The following is a 1,275-nucleotide window of genomic DNA, read 5'->3' on the forward strand; positions in this document are numbered from 1 at the left end:
GAACAGCCGCACCAAGCTGGTTCACGCCGGCACCCGCCGCAGCCAGTACAACGAGGTGAGCGAGGCGATCTTCCTGACCCAGGGCTTTGTCTACGACAGCGCCGAGCAGGCTGAGGCGCGGTTTATCGAGACTGGCCCGGATGAGTTCATCTATGCCCGCTACGGCAACCCCACTGTCGATATGTTCGAAAAGCGCATCGCGGCGCTGGAAGGGGCCGAGGATGCCTTTGCCACCGCCTCCGGCATGGCGGCGGTCAACGGCGCGCTGACCTCGCTGGTGAAGGCAGGGGATCACATCGTGTCGGCCAAGGCGCTGTTCGGCTCCTGCAGCTATATCCTGGCGGATGTGCTGGGCCGCTTCGGGGTCGAGGTGACGTTCATCGACGGCACCGATCTGGAGGCCTGGCGGGCAGCTATGCGCCCGGATACCAAGGCCGTGTTCTTTGAAAGCATGTCGAATCCGACGCTGGAGGTGATCGACATCGCCGCGGTTGCGGAGATCGCCCATTCGGTTGGCGCCACGGTGGTGGTGGACAACGTGTTCTCGACCCCGGTGTTCTCGAATGCGATCAAACAGGGCGCCGATGTGGTGATTTATTCTGCCACCAAGCACATCGACGGCCAGGGCCGGGCGCTGGGCGGGGTAGTGCTGGGCACCAAGGACTACATCCGCGGCACGCTGGAACCCTATATGAAACACACCGGCGGCTCGCTCAGCCCGTTCAATGCCTGGGTGATGCTGAAGGGCCTGGAAACCCTGTCGCTGCGGGTCAATGCCCAGGCCGAAACCGCGCTGAAGATTGCCGAGGCGCTGAACTGCCATCCGGCGCTGGAGCGCACCATCTATCCGGGGCTGAAAGATCATGCGCAGAACGCGCTGGTGCAGAGCCAGCTGGGCGGCAAGGGCGGCACTGTGCTGTCGCTGGATCTGAAGGGCGGCAAAGAGGCGGCGTTCAAGTTCCTGAATGCGATGACCATCCCGGTGATTTCCAACAACCTGGGCGACGCCAAGTCCATCGCTACCCATCCGGCGACCACCACCCACCAGCGGCTGACTGACGAGCTGAAGGATGAGTTGGGTATCACCCCGGGCCTGGTGCGCTTCTCGGTCGGACTGGAGGATGCAGATGATCTGATCGCCGACCTGGCGGCGGCGCTGGCAGCCTCGCAGGCCTGAGAGGCTGCCGGAAAGCCGCTTCTTTCTGGCCGAAAATACTCTCGGGGGTGAATTGAGCCGTAGGCTCAAGAGGGGGCAGACAGCCCCCTCTCTTTTTT

Annotated in this window: 1 protein-coding gene; it reads left to right on the forward strand. The window is 63.2% G+C overall.

The window, feature by feature from the left end:
• Positions 1 to 1,177: O-succinylhomoserine sulfhydrylase (metZ, locus tag A2I95_RS39260; protein WP_291737773.1), on the forward strand; the 1,177-nt coding region annotated here is incomplete at its 5' end.
• Positions 1,178 to 1,275: the final 98 nt, after the last annotated feature.

It is taken from the genome of Leisingera sp. F5 (assembly GCF_001593695.1).